General features: G+C 73.2%; 18 protein-coding genes. 9 read left to right on the plus strand and 9 right to left on the minus strand.

Annotation, left to right across the window (positions count from 1 at the left end):
- Nucleotides 1-94: 94 nt before the first annotated feature.
- The gene (locus tag ABIB37_RS04725; RefSeq protein WP_354257366.1) at nucleotides 95-1,603 is read right to left on the minus strand and encodes a hypothetical protein; all 1,509 of its coding nucleotides are present in this window, start codon (nucleotides 1,601-1,603) and stop codon (nucleotides 95-97) included.
- Nucleotides 1,600-1,857 (minus strand): hypothetical protein, encoded by a 258-nt coding sequence (locus ABIB37_RS04730; RefSeq protein WP_354257369.1) that lies wholly within the window; start codon nucleotides 1,855-1,857, stop codon nucleotides 1,600-1,602. Before ABIB37_RS04730 ends, ABIB37_RS04725 begins: the two co-directional genes overlap by 4 nt.
- Nucleotides 1,858-1,980: 123 nt before the next feature.
- Between ABIB37_RS04730 and ABIB37_RS04735 the strand changes: the two genes are divergently transcribed.
- The 7 genes from ABIB37_RS04735 to ABIB37_RS04765 all read left to right on the plus strand — a co-directional run bounded on the left by ABIB37_RS04735 (nucleotide 1,981) and on the right by ABIB37_RS04765 (nucleotide 7,683).
- On the plus strand, nucleotides 1,981-2,493 hold the full coding sequence (locus ABIB37_RS04735; protein ID WP_354257372.1) for a low molecular weight protein-tyrosine-phosphatase: 513 nt from the start codon (nucleotides 1,981-1,983) through the stop codon (nucleotides 2,491-2,493).
- Nucleotides 2,494-2,502: 9 nt separating this feature from the next.
- Nucleotides 2,503-3,882: an adenylosuccinate lyase gene (gene purB, locus ABIB37_RS04740; protein ID WP_354257375.1), complete on the plus strand. Its 1,380-nt coding sequence runs from the start codon at nucleotides 2,503-2,505 to the stop codon at nucleotides 3,880-3,882.
- 33 nt (nucleotides 3,883-3,915) lie between these two features.
- Nucleotides 3,916-4,932, plus strand: coding sequence for a zinc-binding dehydrogenase (locus ABIB37_RS04745; RefSeq protein ID WP_354257378.1), 1,017 nt, complete (start codon nucleotides 3,916-3,918; stop codon nucleotides 4,930-4,932).
- Nucleotides 4,933-5,034: 102 nt separating this feature from the next.
- Nucleotides 5,035-5,748: a WXG100-like domain-containing protein gene (locus tag ABIB37_RS04750; RefSeq protein WP_502914063.1), complete on the plus strand. Its 714-nt coding sequence runs from the start codon at nucleotides 5,035-5,037 to the stop codon at nucleotides 5,746-5,748.
- A 6-nt stretch (nucleotides 5,749-5,754) separates the two neighbouring features.
- On the plus strand, nucleotides 5,755-6,432 hold the full coding sequence (locus ABIB37_RS04755) for a polymorphic toxin type 15 domain-containing protein (RefSeq protein WP_354257384.1): 678 nt from the start codon (nucleotides 5,755-5,757) through the stop codon (nucleotides 6,430-6,432).
- 20 nt (nucleotides 6,433-6,452) lie between these two features.
- On the plus strand, nucleotides 6,453-7,013 hold the full coding sequence (locus ABIB37_RS04760; protein ID WP_354257387.1) for a GAD-like domain-containing protein: 561 nt from the start codon (nucleotides 6,453-6,455) through the stop codon (nucleotides 7,011-7,013).
- Between the two features lie 4 nt (nucleotides 7,014-7,017).
- Entirely contained in the window at nucleotides 7,018-7,683 is a 666-nt protein-coding gene (locus ABIB37_RS04765) for an immunity protein Imm33 domain-containing protein (RefSeq protein ID WP_354257390.1), read from the plus strand.
- Between the two features lie 79 nt (nucleotides 7,684-7,762).
- Here ABIB37_RS04765 and ABIB37_RS04770 read toward each other — a convergent pair whose 3' ends face one another.
- From ABIB37_RS04770 to ABIB37_RS04800, 7 genes are all read right to left on the minus strand, one after another.
- Nucleotides 7,763-9,268 carry a catalase gene (locus tag ABIB37_RS04770; protein WP_354257392.1) on the minus strand — a complete coding sequence of 502 codons (1,506 nt, stop codon included), beginning with the start codon at nucleotides 9,266-9,268 and terminating at the stop codon, nucleotides 7,763-7,765.
- Between the two features lie 106 nt (nucleotides 9,269-9,374).
- A complete protein-coding gene (locus ABIB37_RS04775; protein ID WP_354257395.1) occupies nucleotides 9,375-9,794 on the minus strand; it encodes a Fur family transcriptional regulator in 420 nt (139 codons plus the stop codon).
- Nucleotides 9,795-9,883: 89 nt separating this feature from the next.
- The gene (locus tag ABIB37_RS04780) at nucleotides 9,884-10,723 is read right to left on the minus strand and encodes a sulfurtransferase (RefSeq protein WP_354257398.1); all 840 of its coding nucleotides are present in this window, start codon (nucleotides 10,721-10,723) and stop codon (nucleotides 9,884-9,886) included.
- Between the two features lie 36 nt (nucleotides 10,724-10,759).
- Nucleotides 10,760-11,287, minus strand: a complete 528-nt coding sequence (locus ABIB37_RS04785) for a hypothetical protein (RefSeq protein WP_354257400.1) — start codon at nucleotides 11,285-11,287, stop codon at nucleotides 10,760-10,762.
- Between the two features lie 133 nt (nucleotides 11,288-11,420).
- The gene (locus ABIB37_RS04790; RefSeq protein WP_354257403.1) at nucleotides 11,421-12,005 is read right to left on the minus strand and encodes a hypothetical protein; all 585 of its coding nucleotides are present in this window, start codon (nucleotides 12,003-12,005) and stop codon (nucleotides 11,421-11,423) included.
- Nucleotides 12,002-12,295 (minus strand): ABC transporter ATP-binding protein, encoded by a 294-nt coding sequence (locus ABIB37_RS04795; RefSeq protein ID WP_354257406.1) that lies wholly within the window; start codon nucleotides 12,293-12,295, stop codon nucleotides 12,002-12,004. Before ABIB37_RS04795 ends, ABIB37_RS04790 begins: the two co-directional genes overlap by 4 nt.
- Nucleotides 12,292-12,873 carry a hypothetical protein gene (locus tag ABIB37_RS04800; protein WP_354257409.1) on the minus strand — a complete coding sequence of 194 codons (582 nt, stop codon included), beginning with the start codon at nucleotides 12,871-12,873 and terminating at the stop codon, nucleotides 12,292-12,294. Before ABIB37_RS04800 ends, ABIB37_RS04795 begins: the two co-directional genes overlap by 4 nt.
- Nucleotides 12,874-12,943: 70 nt before the next feature.
- On the opposite strand from ABIB37_RS04800, the gene ABIB37_RS04805 reads away from it, so the two are divergent.
- Together ABIB37_RS04805 and ABIB37_RS04810 are read left to right on the plus strand one after the other, a co-directional pair.
- Complete coding sequence (locus ABIB37_RS04805) at nucleotides 12,944-14,164, plus strand: amidohydrolase (protein ID WP_354257411.1); 1,221 nt, start codon at nucleotides 12,944-12,946, stop codon at nucleotides 14,162-14,164.
- Between the two features lie 140 nt (nucleotides 14,165-14,304).
- Nucleotides 14,305-14,883 (plus strand): NADPH-dependent FMN reductase, encoded by a 579-nt coding sequence (locus ABIB37_RS04810; protein WP_354257414.1) that lies wholly within the window; start codon nucleotides 14,305-14,307, stop codon nucleotides 14,881-14,883.
- The last annotated feature ends 32 nt before the right edge of the window (nucleotides 14,884-14,915 follow it).

Here is a 14,915-nt window from a genome sequence, read left to right on the forward strand (position 1 = left end):
GCAGGTGTTGGCCATCCTCCTCGATCGGCAGGTGTCCCACACGCTCGTCGAGTAGCACGGCGACGGAGTCGCCGCGCGTATCGAGACGACACCGCTAGCGGCGGACCGCGACGCTCCACCCCGCGACCCCCTCGCCACCCTCCGTCGCCGCGCCGAGCCGCGCCGCGAAGCTCCCCACGACGAACTCGTCGGCGGGCGCCCGCGCGAGCGACTCGACGTACTCCTGCCCGTCGTGCCGAGCCGCGACCCCCGTGCCGTGGCCGCCCACGCTCTCGAGCGCGACCGTGGTGATCCCCTGCCCGTCGCCGATGCCGCCCAGCGCCGCGACCGGGTCGCCCGCGTGCGCGACCGAGAGCACCGCGACGCCCGGTGGCAGCGCGATGCCGGCGACCGGACCGCCGACGAGCATCGCCGTCTCGACGCTGAACCGCTCGGTCGCGGCGACGTTCGCGACGGCCGCGGCGCCCTGCGAGTAGCCGAAGAGGTCGACCGGATCGTCCGGGCCGATGCCTGCGGCCTCCATCGCCTGCGCGAGCGCCGCATCCGAGCCGCGCAGCACGTCGGGCGTCGACCCCGCGTTCTCGAGGTTGGCCGGCCCATCGAGCCCGGTCGCGGCATCCGGCAGCCACGCCTCCGTGCCGCGCACGAACACCTGGAACCGCCGCCCGCCGCCCGGCATGCGGTGCTCGTGGATGGTGATCTGCTCGTCCTGCGCGAGGATCACGCGCATCGCCTGCGCCGGTGAGGCGACCGGGCGCGCGGGCGGCGGGACCGGGCGCACCTCGGCGGCGCGCACCCGCTGCAGGCCGCCGCCCACGCGCACCCCGAGCCCCGCGCCCGCCGCGAGCGCCGTGAACAGCTGGTCCTGACCGATCGCCGCCTCCAACCCGGCGGCGACCGGTGCGGGGACGCGCAGCAGCCCGGCGAGCGCCTCGTCCGTCGACTCCATGGCGATCGCGAGCGCCGGCACGAAGCCGGGCGTCGCGACGAGCCGCTCACCCGTGCGATCCCAGAAGCCCGCCGCGTGCGCCATGAGCTGCTCGAGCGGCACGCCCGCCGCTCGGGCATGCGCGACGAGGGCGGCGACATGCTGCGGATGCGTGACCGCGAGCCGTGCGGCGAGCGGCACCACCACGAGCCCCGCTGCCAGCACGGCGCCGGCGCCGAGCACCAGCAGCGGCGACGAGGCCGCGACCGCGCCGATCGCGAGCGCCGGCCCTGCAGCGCCGAGGGCGTGCGCCGCCCCGCCCGCGAGCTCCTCGACGAGGCGGAGCACCGCGTCGGACGCCAGCTCGTAGGCGCGGCCGGCGAGCATGGTGTCGTCGTGCAGCCGCTCGAGCTCGACGGCGAGCGCGGCGACGGCGACGATCCGCGCGTCGAGCTCGGCGATGCACGCGCGCATGCCCGCGACGTCGACGCCGGGCGCGGCGTCGAGCCGCAGCCCTGGGGCGCCGCGGAGCGCCAGCACAGCCCGCCGGACGAGCCAGCCCGCGTCGCGCAGCCGGCCGCACGCGATGCCGGTGACGCTGGGGTCCCACGCGGTCGCCGCGCCCTTCGTCGGCGCACCGAACGATCCGCCGCCGCCGTGCACCGCGTCGGTCACGTCGACCCCTCGATCGCGAGCGCGAGCACGCGGAGCTCGCGCTCCTCCTCGGCCAGCCGGTCGTGGAGCGCGAGGCATCGCGCGTCGAACGCCGCACGTGCCGGGCCGAGCCACGCGTCCTGCCCCCGCAGCAGCACGAGCCCCGCCGCCTCGTCGAGCAGCAGCGCCGCCCGGCTGACGGCCGCCTCCACCGCCCGCGCCTGCGCGACCGCCTTCGCGTGCGCGGCGGCCGCCACCGCATCCGTCACCGTCATCGCACTCCCCCGGTGCACCGTGGCACCCGGCGACGCTCGACCATGCGGCTCCCGTGCTCCCCTGTGGAGAGATCGGCCGGCAACCAGGGCTCGGCGGCGGCGCGCGTTTGCCACAATGGGGCCGTGACCATCGACCGGGAGTTCGCCGACGCCACGCGCTTCCGCGTCTGCTTCGTCTGCACGGGCAACATCTGCCGCTCCCCGATGGCCGCCGCGGCGTTCGAGCGGCTCGCGCAGCGGCACGGCGTCGCCGAGCGACTGCTGGTCGCGAGCGCCGGCATCAGCGAGTACCACGTGGGCGAGACCGCCGACCCCCGCACGCTCGCCGTGCTCTCGGAGGCCGGCTACGAGGCCGGCGCGCACCGCGCGAAGCAGTTCAAGCCGCGCTGGCTCGACGACTTCGACCTCATCATCGCCTTCGACCGCGGGCAGGAGCGCGCGCTCCGCTCGCTCGCGCGCGGCGACGAGCAGCTCTCGAAGATCCGCCTGCTGCTCTCGTTCGACCCCGACGCCACCGGCCAGGACGTGCCGGACCCCTACTACTCGGAGGACGCCTTCTTCGGCACCGTCCTCCGCCAGATCGAGACCGCCGTCGGCAGGCTGTTCCGCCAGATCCAGCCCGCCATGCGCCCCTGAAGGAGCCCCATGCCCCTGCCCATCCAGCCCCTCTCCCCCCTCGACGGCCGCTACCAGCGCCAGACGTCGGCCCTCGCGGAGCACCTGTCGGAGGCCGGCCTCAACCGCGCGCGCGTGCACGTCGAGGTCGAGTGGCTGCTGTGGGTCGCCGAGCACCGTCTCTTCGGCGCGACGCCCGTCGAGCCCGGTGACGCGGAGGCACTGCGCGCCTGGGCGGCCGGCTTCGGGCAGGCCGAGATCGACTGGCTCGCCGAGAAGGAGGCGGTCACCCGCCACGACGTGAAGGCGGTCGAGTACCTCGTGCGCGACCGGCTCGCCCAGCAGGGCCTCGAGCGCCTGTCCGAGGCGGTGCACATCGCCTGCACGAGCGAGGACATCAACAACCTCTCCTACGCGCTCACCATCCGCGCCGCGGTGCAGGAGGTCTGGATGCCGGCGTTCCGCGCCGTCGTCGACCGGCTGCGCGAGCTCGCGCTCGAGCAGCGCGACCGCCCGATGCTCTCGCTCACGCACGGCCAGCCGGCGACGCCGACCACCCTCGGCAAGGAGCTCGCGGTCGTCGCCTGGCGCCTCGAGCGGCAGGCGGCGCGCATCGAGGGCGTCGAGGTGCTCGGCAAGTTCGCCGGCGCGACCGGCACCTTCTCGGCCCACGTGGTCGCCGAGCCCGGCGCCGACTGGCCGGCCACCGCGTCCGCCTTCGTCGAGCACCTCGGACTGACCTGGAACCCGCTCACCACCCAGATCGAGTCGCACGACTGGCAGGCGGAGCTGTTCGGCGCGATCTCGCACGCCGGCCGCATCCTGCACAACCTCGCGACCGACGTGTGGACCTACATCATGCTCGGCACGTTCACGCAGATCCCGGTCGCGGGCGCGACCGGCTCGTCGACGATGCCGCACAAGATCAACCCCATCCGCTTCGAGAACGCCGAGGCGAACCTCGAGCTCGCGTCGGCGCTGCTCGACTCGCTCTCCGCCACCCTCGTGACGAGCCGCCTCCAGCGCGACCTGACCGACTCGTCGACGCAGCGCAACATCGGCGTCGCGCTCGGGCACTCGCTGCTCGCGCTCGACAACCTGAAGCGCGGCCTGAGCGAGATCGCGGTGTCCGATGCATCGCTCGACGCCGCGCTCGACGGCAACTGGGAGGTGCTCGCCGAGGCCATCCAGACGGTCATCCGCGCCGAGGTGCTCGCGGGCAGCTCGTCGATCGACGACCCCTACGCCCAGCTCAAGGAGCTGACGCGGGGGCAGCGCGTCGGGCAGGCCGAGCTGATCGCGTTCGTCGACGGCCTCGACATCTCGGATGCGGCCAAGGAGCGCCTGCGCCGCCTGACGCCCGGCACCTACACGGGCGTCGCCGGCGAGCTGGTCGACCGCCTGCCGTAGGAGCCGCCAAGGCGCGCGTGCCAGGCTGGTCGCATGCGAGCGACGATCCTGCACGCCCCCGGCGACATCCGTGTCGAGGAGTGGGCCGACCCGACCATCGAGCAGCCGACCGACGCGATCGTGCGGGTCGTGGCCGGGTGCGTGTGCGGCTCCGACCTCTGGTCGTACCGCGGCGTCAACGAGGTGCTCGAGCCGCGCACGGTCGGCCACGAGGCGATCGGCGTCGTCGAGGCGGTCGGCGCAGGCGTCGGACGGGTGCGGGTCGGCGACTTCGTCATCGTGCCGTTCGACCACTGCTGCGGTCGCTGCGTGCACTGCCTCGCCGGGCAGACCCAGGGCTGCGTCGAGCTCGCGATGACGGCGAGCGGCCAGGCGGAGCTGGCGCGCGTCACGAACGCCGACGCGACCTGCTTCGTGCTCGACGACGCCCCGTCCGCCGACCGCCACGCGGCCGTGCTCGCCCTCAGCGACGTGCTGCCCACCGGCTACCACGCCGCCGTCTCGGCCGGCGTCGGGCCTGGGATGACCGCGGTCGTCGTCGGCGACGGCGCCGTCGGGCTCTGCGGCGTGCTCTCGGCCCGCCGCCTGGGCGCCGAGCGCATCATCGCGCTCTCGCGCAACCCAGAGCGGCAGCGCATCGCCACGGTGTTCGGGGCGACCGACCTCGTGCCGGAGCGGGGCGACGACGCCGTCGAGGTGGTGCGCGAGCTCACCGGCGGCGTCGGCGCGGATGCCGTGCTCGAGTGCGTCGGCACCGAGGAGTCGATGGCGACGGCGTTCGAGGTGGCCCGGCCCGGCGCGACCGTCGGGTACGTCGGGGTCCCGCACGGCGCAGCGGTGCCGTGGCGGTCCGCGTTCCGCGGCAACATCGGCCTGCGCGGCGGCATGGCGCCGGTGGTGCGCTACCTGCCGGAGCTCGTCCCGGCGGTGCTCGCGGGCGACCTCGACGCATCCGCGGTCTTCGACCTCGAGCTGCCGCTCGACCAGGCCGCCGAGGCATACCGGGCGATGGACGAGCGCCGCTCGGTGAAGGCCCTGCTGCGACCCTGACGCCGGTGGCGATGGGCGGCTGGGGAGTTCTCCCCATCGCCCTCCCCAGCCGCGGAGCCCTACCGTTGGCACATCGGTAGACGGAGGTGATGTGTCGTGGCGATGAACCTGCCCGGGGAGCTCGTCTGGGTGCTCGACATGCTCGGCTACGACTGGCCGCCGCTCGACGAGGACGAGATGCGGCGAGCCGCCAACATCATCCGCGTGTTCGGCGAGGACGTGCAGGGCACGGTCGAGGTCGCCGACTCGCGGATCAAGGACGACGTCGGCTCCGCCATGAAGGCGCAGGCCGCGCAGTCGTTCGCCGCCGCGTGGGACACCAACCGCCAGCAGAACATCCAGAAGCTCGTCGACGTGCTCGACCCCGCCGCCTCCGGCATCGACCTCGCGGCCGACGCCGTGCTGGCGCTGAAGATCAAGGTGATCGCCGAGCTCGTCATCACCGCCGCGCAGATCGCCGCAGCGGCCGCGAGCGCGGTCTTCACCCTGGGCGCGAGCCTCGCGGCCAACGCCGCGATCATCGCGCTGCGCAAGAAGCTGCTCGACGTCGCGACGAACATCGCGATCGACCAGCTCGCGGCGCAGCTGCTCCCGATGATCATCGAGCCGCTCTTCAACCAGGCGGTGCCCGCCGTGATGGCGATGCTCGACTCGCCCATCGTCGAGGGCCAGGTCGGCGACGTCAGCAAGTTCGGCGCCGACCTCGATGCGCTCGACGCAGCCGCCGCAGACCTCGACCGCAACGCGAGCGACCAGGAGAGCCTCGCCGACGACTTCCTCGCGCAGCTCTCCTCCTGCCAGATCTTCACGGGGTGACGACCGATGTCGCAAGCACTCAAGACCCTCACGCGTGAGGCCATCGATGCGCTGCAGGACGTGCTGCCGCGCATCGCCCGCGGCGTCGCCGGCCAGTCGAAGCGCTCGAAGGACAAGATCCGCGAGATGGCCGAGGCCATCCGGGCGAAGGACCTCGAGCTCGCGCGCGGCGTGCGCCGGAGCGACGTCGACAACCCGACCACGATGGACGTCGACATCCGGTCGTTCAACAACCGGCGCTACGACCAGACCGAGTTCAACCGCCAGGTGAACGAGCAGGTCGACGCGCTCCAGGACCTGTCGGTCGCGGACTGGATCCGCAATCGCGGCGACTACCTCGACGGTGGACGCACGAGCGCGTCGCGGCGCGCGCAGCAGGAGGCTCGGGAGCGCGCGTTCGACGACCAGGTCGAGACGCTCATGGATGCCGGCGTCGAGTACGAGGACGCCGTGCAGCAGGCGAACGACTGGCTCTCGACCCAGGCTGCGACGCACCGGCTCGACGGCATCGCCGGCGGCGACCTCACCGACATCCCCGGGGTGGGCGACGCGGGCGTCAACTCGTCGCTCGGCTCGCAGTGGCGGCACCGCGTGAGCGCGCTCGACACGGCGGTCGCCGACTTCGTCGCGAACAACCCCGGTGTCGACCTCTCCGAGGTCTTCATGAACATCCGCTTCCGCTAGCTCGTCGATAGGGTCGCTGCATGATCGAGATCCCGGACTTCGTCCCGCACGCCCCCGTGCCCGCCGACCTGATCGACGCGTACCGCGACCGCGTCCCGGAGGACCTGGTCGAGATCTGGGAGCAGTACGGGTTCGGCACGTTCGGCGAGGGATTCGTGCGGGTAATCGACCCGCGCGCGTACGAGGCGGGCATCGGCGACGTCCTCGGCAAGGTCACGGGGCAGCGCATCGCCATCCCGATCATGGTGACCGGGTTCGCCGATGTCATCACCTGGGATCCGGGCGACGGCGTGACGGGCATCAAGTACCGCGTGGAGGACACCACCGGCCTCGGCTCGAAGGTGTCGACGTTCGTGAAGCTCACGGTCGGCGGCGGCGCGAAGCATCTGGAGCGGAAGTTCGACTGGGGGCTCTTCCCGCAGGCCGTGGCGAAGCACGGCGCCCTCGCCTTCGACGAGTCGTTCGTGTTCGTGCCGCTGCTGTCGCTCGGCGGGCCCAAGGACGTCGAGCACCTCCAGCCCCGCAAGACCATCGAAGCGATCCGCACGATGGTGGAGTTCCAGGGCGTCGTCGAGCACTGACGGCATGGGCGAGCGCAGGTTCCTGACCGTCACGCTGCAGCGCGGCCCGGCGCTCGTGACGGTGCGCCGCGAGGTCGACGGCGCGCGCATCGAGGCTCGAGGGATCGCGGGCGTGCGGACGCGGCTCGAGGCGACGATCGACGCGTTCGCGGCCCAGCGCGGCTCGTGGGCGGACGGCTTCGCGGTCGATGGACCCTGGTGCGCGCTGACCCTGCGATCCACCGACGACGGCTTCGTGGTGCAGAGCCCCCGGTTCGTCGACGATCCGCACGAGCACCGCACCGATGACCTGTCGATCGCCCTCACGATCGCCGAAGGGTGGGAGCGGGTGCGTCGGAGGGCGGACGTCGAGCCGCGCCCGGTGCGCTTCGACGACACGATGCTCGCGGTCACGGGCTGGGAGCAGCACTCGATGCTCACGATGACGAGGGTCGAGACAGCCGACCCGGGTGACTCGGGCTGGCTGATCGAGCCGCACGAGTCGGAGGCGGGCACGTGGGACGCCGCTCATCGGGAGCGGCTGCAGGCATGGATGGTCCAGTCGCTGCGCCCCGCCGTCATCCGCGCCGCCGTGCTGCCGCCGGGGCTGGCCGCGGTGGTCCAGGACGATGACATCCGCGTGATCGTGCGCGAGGCCGATCGCGCGGTGCACGCCCACGGCCTGCTCTGACGGCGCCGGGCCCGCCCGGCACGCCCAAGACGCGACGCGGCCCGCCCCGGTGGAGACCGGAGCGGGCCGCGTGCAGGGCCTAGAAGACGGCGGGGGTGCGCACCGGCTCGGACGCGAGCGACGTGCGCGCCTCCGAGATCGGCGTGAGGCCCGCCTCGACGCGCGCGCCGAGCCCGGCGTCGACGCTCTTCCAGTACTGGATCGCGCGCTCGCGGATCTCCGGCACGCGCGTCTTGCCGACGTGGCCGACGATGTTGGCCACCAGGCGCTCGCGCTCCGGGTCGCTCAGCACCTCGCGGACGAGCGTGCCGGCCTGGCCGAAGTCGTCGTCCTCCGGGTGCAGCGTCACCGCCGAGCGCACGAGCTCGCCGTCGCTCTGCCAGCCGCGGTCGTCGCCGGCCGCAGCGGCATCCGCCGCCGGTCCGCCGAACGAGTTGGGCGCGTAGACCGGCCGGCTCGGCGAGCGGAAGGTGTGGCGCAGCTGGCCGTCCTTGTCGTACGAGTCCACCTCGGTCGCGCGGGCGCGGTTGACGGGCAGCTCGGCGTGGTTGGCGCCGACGCGGTACCGCTGCGCGTCGGCGTAGCTGAAGATGCGCGCCTGCAGCATCTTGTCGGGGCTCGCCGCGATGCCGGGCACGAAGTGCGCGGGGCTGAAGGCCGCCTGCTCGATCTCGGCGAAGTAGTTCTCGGGGTTGCGGTCGAGCGTCATCTGACCGACCTCGATGAGCGGGTAGTCGCCGTGCGGCCACACCTTCGTGAGGTCGAACGGGTTGAAGCGGTACGACACCGCGTCCTCGTACGGCATGACCTGCACCGAGAGCGTCCACGACGGGAACTCGCCGTCCTCGATCGCGCCGTAGAGGTCGCGGATGTGGTGGTCCGCGTCGCTGCCCGCGAGCTGGTCGGCCTCCGCCTGCGTCAGGAAGTCGTTGCCCTGGTTCGTCTTGAAGTGGTACTTCACCCAGAAGCGCTCGCCCGCCGCGTTGATCCACTGGTAGGTGTGCGAGCCGAAGCCGTCCATGTGCCGCCACGTCTTCGGCAGGCCGCGGTCGCCCATGAGCCACGTCACCTGGTGGGCCGACTCGGGCGAGAGGGTCCAGAAGTCCCACTGCATGTCGTTGTCGCGCAGGTTCGAGCCCGGCAGGCGCTTCTGCGAGTGGATGAAGTCGGGGAACTTGATGCCGTCGCGGATGAAGAAGACGGGGGTGTTGTTGCCGACGAGGTCGTAGTTGCCCTCCGTCGTGTAGAACTTCAGCGAGAAGCCGCGCGGGTCGCGCCACGTGTCGGGGCTGCCCTGCTCGCCGGCGACGGTGGAGAAGCGTGCGAGCATCTCGGTCTCGACGCCCGGCTGGAAGAGCGCGGCGCGCGTGTACTGCGACACGTCGTGCGTCGTGACGAAGCGGCCGTAGGCGCCGCCGCCCTTGGCGTGCACCACCCGCTCCGGCACGCGCTCGCGGTTGAAGTGCGCGAGCTTCTCGACCAGGTAGTGGTCGGTCAGCGCGATCGCGCCGTCGGCGCCGACGCTCTGCGAGTGCGCGTCGCTCGCGATCGGCGTGCCGACGCTGTTCGTGGTGGGAGTCGTCATGCTTCCTCTTCCTGTCATCCTCGGTGTGTCCGCTGGGGGTCTGTGGGCACGGCGCGGCTGCGCCGTGCTCGGCGTTGGGCGGGCGACGCTGCCCTGGTGGTGTCGGTCAGGCGGGGTTCGCGCAGTCGGCGCAGAGCCCCACGAAGGTGACCTCGGCCGCCTGCACCGTGAAGCCGGCCGGCGCATCCGCGTGCATGCACGGCGCCTCGCCCACCACGCAGTCGACGTCGTCGACCCGACCGCAGCTCGCGCAGACCGCGTGGTGGTGGTTGTCGCCGACGCGCCGCTCGTAGCGCGCGGACGACCGCGCGGGCTCGAAGCGGCGCACGAGGCCGGCGGCCGTGAGATCGCCGAGCACGTTGTGCACCGACTGCACCGACGTGTCGGCGCCAGCGTCGGCGAGCGCGCGGTGCACGTCGTCGGCATCGGCATGCGGAAGCCGGTCCAGCACCTCGAGCACCGCGAGGCGGCCCTGCGTCACGCGCAGGCCGCGTGCTCGCAGCAGCGCTGCATCCGGCTCCGTCATGCCCTCACGGTAGCGGTTATCGTGAACGATTCAAAAGAATCCTCGACGCTGGCGTGTCGACCGGCCGTGAGGCGGAAGCCCCGGCGGGATCAGTCGTCGGCGGTGACCGAGCGGCCGGAGTCGTCGCGGCCCCACTCCGACCAGGAGCCGTCGTAGACGGTCACCTCCCGGCCGGTGATCGTCGCCGCGAGCGCGAGGACCGCCGCCGTCACGCCGGAGCCGCAGCTCGCGATGATCGGTCGCTCCGCCGCCGCCGATCGGAGGCGCTCCGCCAGCGCCTCGACGGGGAGCATGCGGCCGTCGGGCGCGATCGAGGCGTAGTGCAGCGAGTCCGCGCCCGGCATGTGCCCGGCGCGCACGCCCTCGCGCGGGTCGGGCTCGGCGCCGCTGAACCGGCTCGGCGAGCGGGCGTCGAGCACGGCCGCGTCGCCGCTCGCGAGCGCTGCTGCGGTGACGTCGGCGTCGACGAAGGCGCTCGCGTCCCACGCGACCGTCAGGTCGCTCGGGCGGCCGAGGCTCGCGAGGATCGGGGCGGTCGGGTGCCCGGCCTCCGTCCAGGCCGGCAGCCCGCCGTCGAGCACGGCGGCGTCGACCCCCGCGGCGCGCAGCATCCACCACGCGCGGGCACTCGAGAAGAGGCCGGCCGCGTCGTAGGCGACGACCCGGTCGCCAGCGCGGATGCCGAGCCCGCGCAGCGCGCGCTCGAAGTCGGAGGGCGCCAGCATGTCGTGCACGCCGACCGGTCCGAGCCCGTCCGCCTCGTCGTGCCGCGACATCGCACCGTCGATGTCGAAGCGCACGGCACCGGGGATGCCGTCGTCGGGCAGCGGGTCGCCGGAGCCGGGCGGCGCCATGCTGGCGTCCACGACGACGAGGTCGTCGTCGTGGAGGTGGTCGGCCAGCCAGTCGACGGTGACGAGATCGCGCATGCCACCATCGTGCCAGCGGGCCCGCGCCGCGCAGCGCTACGGCTTCTTCTTGTCCTTCTTCTCGTCGACGATGCCGCCCAGCAGCCCGCCGATCGCGCCGCCCAGCGCCCCGCCCGCCGGTCCCCCGATGATGGCGCCGATTCCCGCGCCGATGCCCGCCAGGCTCGAGCCGTAGCTCACCCTCGCGATCGTCACCGTCGTCGAGCCGTCGTCGCCAGGAGCGACCTCGAACGAGCCGACGCCGGCCGACGCGACGATCAGCGCGACGGGGCTCGCGGTGCCGCTCGCCGCCATCCGGTCGTATATGCCGCGCGACTCGAAGAACGCGCGCTGCGCATCGCCCTTGCCCTCGCCCGCCTCATAGCCGATCCGGTACAGCTCGAGCAGCGTCCTGGCCTCCTCGCCGGTGATGAGCTCGGCGACCTGCAGCCGATCGAGGATCGCCTCGTGGTCGCTCACCACGTCGCCCTTCGAGGCCTCCATGACCCGCCGCGCCTCCGCTCGGGTGGCATGCATGAGCCCGGCGATGTCGAGACCCACGGTGGCCGGTTGCTCCATCTTCATGATGCGCCTCCTGGTCGAGCCGCTCGTGATGGAGGACCCAGGACGAAGGGCTCAGTCGTTGGATGCGCTCAGTGAAGCACCGGGCATGCGGCCCCACCAGGGGCGAGTCGCGGCGGCGACCCGGCGCCTCTCGTCACTGCTCGTCGGGGAAGGCCGTGATGACCTGTCCGGAGCCGATGCCGACGCCCACCGTCACCATCCACGACCGCTCCACCGAGCCGCCGTCGACGTACTCGACCAGCACGTCGTAGTTCGCGATGTCGTCGCGGTAGGGCTCGACGCGCGTCGGCTGCTCGAGCGCGAGATCGATCGCGAACCACGCGACGTCCTCCCATCCGGCGCCGACGAGCCCGCCGAGCTCGCCGAAGTCGCCGGTGTGGCCGTCGGCGATGTGCCGCCAGCCCGCGCCGTCGGCGTTCCCGCACGTGAGCGTGGCGTCGCCCGCGGCCACGCCGAGCTCGGGTGCCGCCGCGCGGTCGAAGGTCGCGAGCGCCTCACGCCCCGATCGGCCGTCGCAGGCCTCGGTGCCGCCGACGTCGTCCGCGATGGGGTCGAGCCACCGGCCTGCGGCCGTGAGGTGCGGGCCCGTCGGGGCGGATGCCTCGCTCGGCCGGGATGGGGTCGGCGCGGGCTCCGCCGACCGGTCGGGCAGCAGCTGAGGCGAGCATCCGGCGAGCGCGGCCACGACGAGCACGCCGAGCAGCGCCCGACGGCTCACGGCTCGAAGCCCTCGCGCTTGTCCAGGTCGGCCGCGGACCGGCCCTTGGGCTTGATCGCGAGCATGAGCGTCGCGGTGAGCAGCAGCGTGAAGATGAACGCGATGCCGAACGCGACGAGCGCGAGCACGACGTCGCGCACCGACAGGAGCACGACGAGGCCCACGAAGACGCCGGCCACGGCCGCGAAGGCGAGGTACTCGAACGGCTTGAGCTGCTGACGCCGGGTGGGCTGGACGGGACCGTCGGTGCGGCGGTGATCCTGGCCGTCGGGTCGGTGGTGGTCGGTCATGCCTGGCTCCGCTCGCTCGCTGTGGTGCGCGCCGGGCGTGCGGAGGCCGCCGCGAGCGCGTGGTAGACCCCGACGATGACGGCGTAGGCGCCGAGCAGGCCGGTGAGGGTGACGGCGTCGCGCACGAACAGGAAGACGACGCCGAGCAGGAGGGTGAGGACCGCGACCGCGCGCCAGTCGCGCACGAGCCGTACGGTGCGCGGCTCGCGCTCGGCGCGCATCCGCCACCAGCCGAGCAGCTCGATCGCGCCGGCGCCGATGCCCCAGGCCGCGACCGTCAGGGCCAGCGTCAGCTCGCTCGCGGCCAGCAGCGCCAGCAGCGCGACGACGGCGAGCAGGGCGCTCCAGATCGCGGCGTGCGCGGGCCAGCGCCCGGCCTCGGCAGGCACGAGGCCGCGGCCGAGCCAGAGGGCCGCCGCGGTGCCCGCGAGCAGCACGACGAGCGCGATGAGCCCGACGAGCGGCGAGTGCAGCTGGATGAACGGCAGCGGCAGGCCCACGGCGAGTGCGGGGACGGCGCGCATCGCAGGGAGGTGCCAGGGGTGCCATCCCTGCGAGGGGCTCGGCGTGGCGGTCACGGCTCTCCTCACAGTTCCCCTCCATGCTACCGCTCGGCCCTCGGCGCCCGCCCCGGCGTAGCCTGACCGCATGACGCTCGAGAGCCACCGCCCCTTCATCGAAGACCTCTACCGCGAGCTCCACGCGAGTCCCGAGCTCTCGAACCGCGAGCACCGCACCGCGGCGCGCATGGCGGAGCTGCTCCGGGAGGCGGGCCTCGAGGTGTACGAGCAGGTGGGCGATTCCACCGGCGTCGTCGGCGTGCTGCGCCGGGGCGACGGCCCGACGGTGCTGCTGCGCGCCGACATGGACGGCCTGCCCGTCACCGAGGTGGAGCAGGTGCCGTACCGCTCGAGCGCGACCGACGAGTTCGAGGGCCAGCGCACGGGCGTCATGCACGCGTGCGGGCACGACACCCACATGGCGGCGCTCCAGGGCGCGCTGCGGATCCTGGCGGAGCAGGACGACTGGTCGGGCACGATCCTCGCGGTCTTCCAGCCCGCCGAGGAGATGATGGTGGGTGCGCTCGGCATGCAGGAGGCGCTGCGCGAGCGCTTCCCGGACGGCATCGACGTGGCGCTCGGGCAGCACGTCATGCCGGCCGCCGCCGACGAGGTGCGCAGCGCCGCGGGGCCGGTGATGGCCGCGAGCGACCACCTCATCGTCACGGTGCACGGCCGCGGCGGCCACGGCTCGCAGCCCGAGAAAACGATCGACCCGATCGTGCTCGCGGCGAGCATGGTGGTGCGGCTGCAGACGATCGTCTCGCGCGAGGTCGCGCCCTCCGATCGCGCCGTCGTCTCGATCGGCACGTTCCACGCCGGCACGAAGCAGAACATCATCCCGGAGTCCGCGCGCTTCGAGGTGAACGTCCGGTCGTTCGAGGAGCCGGTGCGGCGGCGCGTGCTCGCCGCGATCGAGCGGATCGTGCAGGGCGAGTGCCAGGTCGCGGGGGCACCGCCGGCCACGATCGTGCCCGGCGACATCGCGCCGCTGACCGTGAACGACGACGATGCGGCCGCCACGGTGGGCGCGGCGTTCGATGCCGTCTTCGGCGACCGGCACGCCGTGCAGCAGCCGCTACTCGGCTCCGAGGACTTCAGCTACCTGCCGGAGACGTGGGGCGCGCCCTACGTCTACTGGATGTACGGCGGCTTCGACCCCGAGCTCGTCCGGGTGGCGCGCGAGCGCGGCACCTTCGACATCGACGTGCCCTCGAACCACTCCCCCGACTTCATCCCCGTGCTGCAGCCCACGCTCGACACCGCGACGACGGCGATGGTGACGGCCGCGCGCGCGTTCCTCGCCTGACCCGCGGGCGCGGGGCGGGCGCTCGCGTGACAGGCGCTGCTGTCGCTGCCGCCGACGGGAATATCTGACATCAGACGAGACGTTGGACCCGACGGCGCCGCAGGTGTGCGCCACGACTCTCTACGTCCTCGAGGAGCATCATGTCTGCACGTCCCCAGATCGGCATCATCGTCGGCAGCACACGTCCCGTCCGCGTCGGCCGCCCGGTCGCCGACGAGATCGCGACGCTGATCGAGGCCGCCGGCGGTGACGTGGTCATGCTCGACCTCGCGGAGATCCGCCTGCCGCTGCTCGATGAGGCGCTGCCGCCCGCCTCCGGCGTGCGCACCCAGCCGCACTCGGTGGCGTGGGCCGAGCAGATCGCCGCCCTCGACGGCGTCGTCTTCGTCACCCCCGACTACAACAGCGGCTACCCGGCAGCGCTCAAGAACGCGATCGACTACCTGAAGGCGGAGTGGAGCGCGCTCCCCGCCGTCGTCGTCTCCTACGGCTGGTCGGGCGGCGCCTCGGCGGCTGCGCAGCTCAGCGCCGTGCTGCGCTACATCGGTCTCGACCTGCAGGGCGAGGGCGTGCAGATGGCGTTCCAGCCGACCGATTTCGACGCGGCGATGCGCATGACGGATGCCGCCGCGTTCGTCGGCCGCTCGGCCGAGCAGCTCCGCACCGCCGTCGAGCAGCTCGTCGAGGTCTCGGCCCAGGCGGAGCGCGCCGCGGCCTGATCCGATGCACGGGCGGATGCGCGGCCGGCCGG

The organism is Agrococcus sp. UYP10 (assembly GCF_040547205.1).
GTDB classification, from domain to species: domain Bacteria; phylum Actinomycetota; class Actinomycetes; order Actinomycetales; family Microbacteriaceae; genus Agrococcus; species Agrococcus jenensis.

Bases quoted from the DNA above. Each gene is read 5' to 3' on its own strand.
- ABIB37_RS04745 (WP_354257378.1), top strand. From the start codon at position 3,916: ATGCGAGCGACGATCCTGCACGCCCCCGGCGACATCCGTGTCGAGGAG.
- purB (WP_354257375.1), top strand. From the start codon at position 2,503: ATGCCCCTGCCCATCCAGCCCCTCTCCCCCCTCGACGGCCGCTACCAG.
- ABIB37_RS04810 (WP_354257414.1), top strand. From the start codon at position 14,305: ATGTCTGCACGTCCCCAGATCGGCATCATCGTCGGCAGCACACGTCCC.
- ABIB37_RS04765 (WP_354257390.1), top strand. From the start codon at position 7,018: ATGGGCGAGCGCAGGTTCCTGACCGTCACGCTGCAGCGCGGCCCGGCG.
- ABIB37_RS04775 (WP_354257395.1), bottom strand. From the start codon at position 9,794: ATGACGGAGCCGGATGCAGCGCTGCTGCGAGCACGCGGCCTGCGCGTG.
- ABIB37_RS04780 (WP_354257398.1), bottom strand. From the start codon at position 10,723: ATGCGCGATCTCGTCACCGTCGACTGGCTGGCCGACCACCTCCACGAC.
- ABIB37_RS04770 (WP_354257392.1), bottom strand. From the start codon at position 9,268: ATGACGACTCCCACCACGAACAGCGTCGGCACGCCGATCGCGAGCGAC.
- ABIB37_RS04760 (WP_354257387.1), top strand. From the start codon at position 6,453: ATGATCGAGATCCCGGACTTCGTCCCGCACGCCCCCGTGCCCGCCGAC.
- ABIB37_RS04795 (WP_354257406.1), bottom strand. From the start codon at position 12,295: ATGACCGACCACCACCGACCCGACGGCCAGGATCACCGCCGCACCGAC.
- ABIB37_RS04785 (WP_354257400.1), bottom strand. From the start codon at position 11,287: ATGAAGATGGAGCAACCGGCCACCGTGGGTCTCGACATCGCCGGGCTC.
- ABIB37_RS04755 (WP_354257384.1), top strand. From the start codon at position 5,755: ATGTCGCAAGCACTCAAGACCCTCACGCGTGAGGCCATCGATGCGCTG.
- ABIB37_RS04805 (WP_354257411.1), top strand. From the start codon at position 12,944: ATGACGCTCGAGAGCCACCGCCCCTTCATCGAAGACCTCTACCGCGAG.
- ABIB37_RS04750 (WP_502914063.1), top strand. From the start codon at position 5,035: ATGAACCTGCCCGGGGAGCTCGTCTGGGTGCTCGACATGCTCGGCTAC.
- ABIB37_RS04730 (WP_354257369.1), bottom strand. From the start codon at position 1,857: ATGACGGTGACGGATGCGGTGGCGGCCGCCGCGCACGCGAAGGCGGTC.